Annotated in this window: 7 protein-coding genes, 1 tRNA gene and 1 pseudogene; all 9 read right to left on the bottom strand. The window is 53.6% G+C overall.

Going from position 1 to position 4,936, the window contains the following annotated elements:
- Positions 1 to 174: 174 nt before the first annotated feature.
- Complete coding sequence (locus ACTQV3_RS09100) at positions 175 to 1,332, bottom strand: hypothetical protein (RefSeq protein WP_441536273.1); 1,158 nt, start codon at positions 1,330 to 1,332, stop codon at positions 175 to 177.
- 382 nt (positions 1,333 to 1,714) lie between these two features.
- Positions 1,715 to 1,789: transfer RNA gene (locus tag ACTQV3_RS09095), tRNA-Val, on the bottom strand.
- Between the two features lie 138 nt (positions 1,790 to 1,927).
- Positions 1,928 to 2,137: pseudogene (locus tag ACTQV3_RS09090) on the bottom strand (DUF3825 domain-containing protein); the annotation flags it as partial.
- A gap of 384 nt (positions 2,138 to 2,521) precedes the next feature.
- Positions 2,522 to 2,836, bottom strand: a complete 315-nt coding sequence (locus ACTQV3_RS09085) for a type II toxin-antitoxin system RelE family toxin (protein WP_441536275.1) — start codon at positions 2,834 to 2,836, stop codon at positions 2,522 to 2,524.
- Entirely contained in the window at positions 2,833 to 3,201 is a 369-nt protein-coding gene (locus ACTQV3_RS09080) for a hypothetical protein (RefSeq protein ID WP_441536277.1), read from the bottom strand. The genes ACTQV3_RS09085 and ACTQV3_RS09080 overlap by 4 nt, the downstream gene beginning before the upstream one ends.
- A gap of 24 nt (positions 3,202 to 3,225) precedes the next feature.
- Positions 3,226 to 3,576, bottom strand: a complete 351-nt coding sequence (locus tag ACTQV3_RS09075; RefSeq protein WP_441536285.1) for a hypothetical protein — start codon at positions 3,574 to 3,576, stop codon at positions 3,226 to 3,228.
- A gap of 132 nt (positions 3,577 to 3,708) precedes the next feature.
- Positions 3,709 to 3,987, bottom strand: coding sequence for a DUF4160 domain-containing protein (locus ACTQV3_RS09070; protein ID WP_441536279.1), 279 nt, complete (start codon positions 3,985 to 3,987; stop codon positions 3,709 to 3,711).
- A complete protein-coding gene (locus tag ACTQV3_RS09065) occupies positions 3,987 to 4,253 on the bottom strand; it encodes a hypothetical protein (RefSeq protein WP_441536281.1) in 267 nt (88 codons plus the stop codon). Before ACTQV3_RS09065 ends, ACTQV3_RS09070 begins: the two co-directional genes overlap by 1 nt.
- A 239-nt stretch (positions 4,254 to 4,492) precedes the next feature.
- Positions 4,493 to 4,813 carry a hypothetical protein gene (locus ACTQV3_RS09060; RefSeq protein WP_441536283.1) on the bottom strand — a complete coding sequence of 107 codons (321 nt, stop codon included), beginning with the start codon at positions 4,811 to 4,813 and terminating at the stop codon, positions 4,493 to 4,495.
- Positions 4,814 to 4,936: the final 123 nt, after the last annotated feature.

Genomic DNA, 4,936 nt, shown 5'->3' with positions numbered 1-4,936 from the left:
CCCCGACCATGGCGTCACGGGTAAAAATAAAACCGCAGGTAGACGGCCTGCGGTTTTCGCGAAATACGGGGTATGGTCGAGGGGCCGGGGCTAAACGTAGTAGATGGGCCGGTTCCGTGGCGGCAACGTCGAGGGCAGCCGGCCGAGGGCGCCCGGAAGTGAGCAGGCACCCGTTTAACGACCGATTTCCAGCCAATTGCACAGCACGTTGGCTCGTAACTCCATTTCCGTCGTCTTTTGCGCCCTAGTTTTGCACCTATAGCGCAATTCCAAACGCGAGCAAAGACTTCGCACGATCGCATCAAGCTGTTCGGCATCGTTGAGCATGTCGTGTGTAACCAGGAAGACGTCATACCCCATACTTTGCAGCGCCGTCATGCGTTTGGCATCGTGGTCGAGCACGGCGCCTGATCCGTGGATGACCTCTCCCTGAATCTCCACGATGCCTGCCTTCATTATGGTTGGATTCACAATCACGATATCCCCGTAGCAGACTTTTTGCCCTGCTATGCTCTGCGCCGTTGCGGTAAGCGGCGTAAGGTCGTTGACGTAAACGTTTCTAAAACCGGCACCGCCGCGAGAGCGAGGAAGCGATAGCAATAAAATTCCTGCAACTTCGAGCGGAGAGGCGGCTATACCCGTCACCAGCTGCGCGGCGTTGTAAAACTTCGTACCCCACTTTTGTTTTTTCATTTTACTGGCGTACTCATGAAGCTCGTGTAATTCAATGAGCGGCTTCCTCATCCAGAGCGAAGTGCCCTTTAGCCTTGTGACCTCATTCGTCTTCTTTTGTCCGTTGGTCCCCTTCGTATTTACCTGTTCCTTGACTTTTATGCGAGCATAAACGCGTTTCCATTGTGGCTCGTCTTGGCTTTCATCAAGGTCAAAGAGGGATTCGGTCGTTGCATTCTCGGCAGCGTCTTTGGCTTTGCCTAGTTCCGCTTCTGCTGCGGCGGTGGGCTCAAAGACTGAGAACCATCCGCAGAATTCGTACATGGCAAGGACAAGATCGGTTAAAGACACAAAGCGCGCCATGGTAAATAGCGTCGCAAGTGGATTGGTAACCCTAAAGTTCATCGCGGTTTCCAGCGTGCTGTCCACTCCAGAAGCATCATCACAGTGGATTGACGTCCGTAATCCCGAATGGTAGTTAACGCCACCGGGCACTGTTGTGGTAATAATCGGGGTCTTGAGGACGTCGGTTACGAAAGGGGCTTGGGATAGAGCTCGCCAGCCGTCTTCGGAGTTGGGCAGGCGCGGGTAGAGATCGCGCACCTGCGGCGGGCAGCGCCAGTAGCGGAATGCGGTGTTTGCGCAGACGATTTCGTCCATTTGCGCCTCCCCTGGTTTCGGCCGCGGGCCGTGCGGATCACGGGCATGGCCGATTATCTACTGGGCCATCATGAGGGTAAGTACCGGAAGCAAACCAATAGCTTGACGAGTTCTGCCGAAAATCCCTCGTGTGATAGAAATCCGCTGGAAGGAGCCCTGGGCGTGTGGTCTCTGTCTCCACATTTGCGCGCGGATCACATGGGGAATTCAATGAATGTACGCATGCGTTTTATACAAAACATGCAATAGCATCAGCAAAAAGGGCGCGACAAAAATGATGCCTTAGACGAGTAAGATTTATTTTTGGTGTCAGTTTTGGTGTCACCCTTGGTGTCAAAAAGAAAAAGGCCAGAGGCTTAACACCTCTGACCTGTGCTTTTGATGGTGGGCGATACAAGATTCGAACTTGTGACCCCATCCGTGTGAAGGATATGCTCTACCCCTGAGCCAATCGCCCGTCGCCTTTCGGCAAAAGAGATACTATCATAGCCGCACGTGGTTTACCAAGAACTTTTTGCCCTCGATTTAAAATTCGAGGGTGCTAGCCAAGCCAAAGCAACCAAAGAAACCGGCAAACCCACAGTTAAACAGCCATTTATCGCTTAATCCAGGAAGTCTCGGGGCGGCAGATAAGTCGCGCGTTGTTATATGCCATGTCGAGTCTGAGGCAGGTGCGCGCGGCGTAAAAGCCGTCCTCGCGTTGGATGGCCTGCGCCAGCTCGGGCCTGTCGCCGGTCAGGAACAGCGGCAGGAGCAGCTGGATTCGGCCACCATAGAACTGCGGCACCGCGAGCGTGTAGCTAGCTGCGGCGCGGTCTGGTCCGAGTCGCGCTCGGTCAGGAACACCGCGCGGCTAAACGAAAACGACAGGTAGTTTTTGAGGATGCGGTTGCTGGGCCCCAGTCCTCGGGATCGGCGAGGTCAACCAGGCGGTCGTAGCAGGGCTCGGGACAAAACGCAAAGTCGTAGGCATTGCTGCACAGGGTGCTAGGGAGTTCCATGCGGTGTCCAATCCATTCAGTAACCAGCGTGCGGAAGGTTTGATTCTATACGGGCAAAGCGCAGTCGAGACACACAACGCAATTGCGCCTAAGCTCTTCCGCGAGATCGGCGCGAGAGCGGTTTCCGGATACGAGGTCTTGGATCCAGACGTTGACCATGCAATCTAAATAGATTTTTCTTGAGGCAATCAATCATCGCTGTCCAGGCGTCTAGATGCCAGGTCGAAAACCTTGCCCTTGTCCCTTGCACCTATTGCGATGATTTGAACTACTTCGACGTGCCCATCGCGGATGCGATAAATTACGTGAATGCCATCAGTGCGAAACTTAAGTTCCCTACAACCTGCAAGAAGACCCGAAAGTGGCTTACCAATTTCATCGGCTCGAAGTGCAAGACGCGCAATACCTTTGTTCACCATAGCGCGGACCGAGCCATCGAGTGACAGATACTCTTTCTCGGCAGTCTTGTCGTAAAACTCAACTTTAAACCTAGCCACGCTCACTCGAACAGCTCCTCGTCGGAAATGGGATCGGTCGCCTCGGCTTCTAGCATGGTCTCGAACCTCTCACGTCCCACGGTATAGGAGAACGGGATGCCCTTGCGATTCGAATCAGCGTCGCCCTGCGCGAGCCTTGCAGCGGCTATGGCGTGCAGGCGCTCCTCTCTGAGCTGTTCGAGTTCAACCGCCATCGCTTCGAACTCGTCGAAGCCGACGATAACAGTATCGATGCCATCGTTCCTGTCTGAGACAAATTGCGGCTCCCTTCGAGCGCGACGTCTCGCTTCGCCAAAATTTTTGCTTGCCTGCGTCGAGGTCAGCACCTGTTCGCGTCCGAAAACGAGTTTGTTGTCTATTACGGCAACCATAGCAACCTCCTTCAAAATGTGTCTCTAATACGTATTATAGACCCATTTAAATACGTATTGAAAGGAAAGATAAACAATAATAATCTTAGTATTTAGATTACGGATGAACAGGGTTTCGAGTCGTACTCTATGGCGATCGGTTGCCAGACAAGGTCTTCGATGCTGCAGTGTAAGGTTTTTGCGAGCGCCAATGCCGAGGATATTGTGCTCGGCGACCTCATCCTGCTCGATGCTTTTGCGGAAGGGCAGGTGCATGTGCTCTGGCGGGTTGGTGACGATATCAACCTTTCGCCCAAGTGCCTTGTCGAGCTCATGGGAGAGTTCGTAAAGCGTGCCGAACGTCATGGTGTTGCCGCAGACTAGGTGCAAGTCAATATCGCTATCGGGCGCTTGCTCGCCTCGGGCAAACGAACCAAATAAATATGCCTCGCTGACGTCCTATTGAACCAGCACGCGGGAGGCCGCAGATGATATGTCAGCAAGTGAAACCATGTCTCAATTGGGCGTTTAACAGTAGAACTTCAGCGAATCATCACCAAAGGTTTCGCACCACTTGTCACATATGAATTGATGATTCATGGTGATTAGTTTTGAAAGATCCCTGAGATCCTTAGCCGGAATCTTGCTCTCGTTGTTGGCAAGTTTGCATCCACCGTCTTTCGTCAGCCAAAACTTGGTCGAATTAGCAGCCGCCCTCTTTACACCTACGTGTATGTGAATTGGTTCTCCGTTTTCCGCAATCCAAAAGAACAGAACGTACTGCCCAAAAATAAGAACTCGAGGCATTATGCCACCGCCGGTCCGCCTTTTTGGCGTTCGGCGAGCTCGAAGATAAACGGGGCGTTTGATCTAACGAATTCGGTCAAGAAATTGAGGTCATCAGCAGTAAATCCTTCGACGTTGAACCATTTGACCGCAGGCAAGAAGCATTCCGCATGGTCAAAGCCAAAGTCAACCGGGCGCTCGACGGCCAAGCGAACGGTTCCGTCTTCTCTTGTCTCTGAGTAGGCAAATTGAGTGCCATCATCAAGCTGAACATAGCTCCAAAACATGACTACCTCCTTAGTGGTTATATTCGAGTATAAGGAGCAGTCTAGACGTAACGCGGCGTGAATTAAATTATTCCTATAAGACACGAACTCTGACAGCTGGCCTTGTCCAGAAGTGGTGGGGGCCGAGTTCTGCCGACCAGACCCCGGTTTTGCGCTTTCGCGACCTGCAGTTTTATTAACAGAATTTGGCTTGCGCTCGGCGGGCTCCGGTTTTCCCGCACATCCGGAAATCGAGAGCATCAGCAGCGGCGTGCAGCTTTGAGAACCACTGCTCCCAACACGGACAGCAATGCGGAAACGTCAATCCAATGGCTGTCGCTGGTTTTGCGGAGTGATGAGGAGATCGCGGTGTTGTCCTTGGGCCTAGAGGCCTTGGCGGCAGTGGCGTTGACCACAGCGGTCGTGGTCACCGTCTTAGTCGCGGCCGCGGGCTTTTGTGTGGGATTCGTCGACGGATCCGCAGCTGGCTCGCCGGCAGCGGGGTCGGTACCAGGGCCGGACGGACCATCGCCCGGCACGTCGTGCCCACCGGTCTCCCCCGCCGGCGCCGTGGCATCCACGGGCTCGATCGTCTGTGTTTCGTCAAGAGGATTTGAGCAAAAAGATCATCGGAAATTGAGCAGCCTGAGCATCGGAAGCGCGCACGCTTTTTGAGCGGCTAGCCCTCCTGCATGAGGGCATGG

The organism is Collinsella sp. LCP19S3_A7, assembly GCF_052121995.1.
Taxonomy (GTDB): Bacteria; Actinomycetota; Coriobacteriia; order Coriobacteriales; family Coriobacteriaceae; genus Collinsella.
This window is presented reverse-complemented; position numbering and strand designations above follow the sequence as displayed.

Coding starts and splice junctions, on each gene's coding strand:
- ACTQV3_RS09100 (WP_441536273.1), bottom strand. CDS start 1,332: ATGGACGAAATCGTCTGCGCAAACACCGCATTCCGCTACTGGCGCTGC.
- ACTQV3_RS09080 (WP_441536277.1), bottom strand. CDS start 3,201: ATGGTTGCCGTAATAGACAACAAACTCGTTTTCGGACGCGAACAGGTG.
- ACTQV3_RS09070 (WP_441536279.1), bottom strand. CDS start 3,987: ATGCCTCGAGTTCTTATTTTTGGGCAGTACGTTCTGTTCTTTTGGATT.
- ACTQV3_RS09065 (WP_441536281.1), bottom strand. CDS start 4,253: ATGTTTTGGAGCTATGTTCAGCTTGATGATGGCACTCAATTTGCCTAC.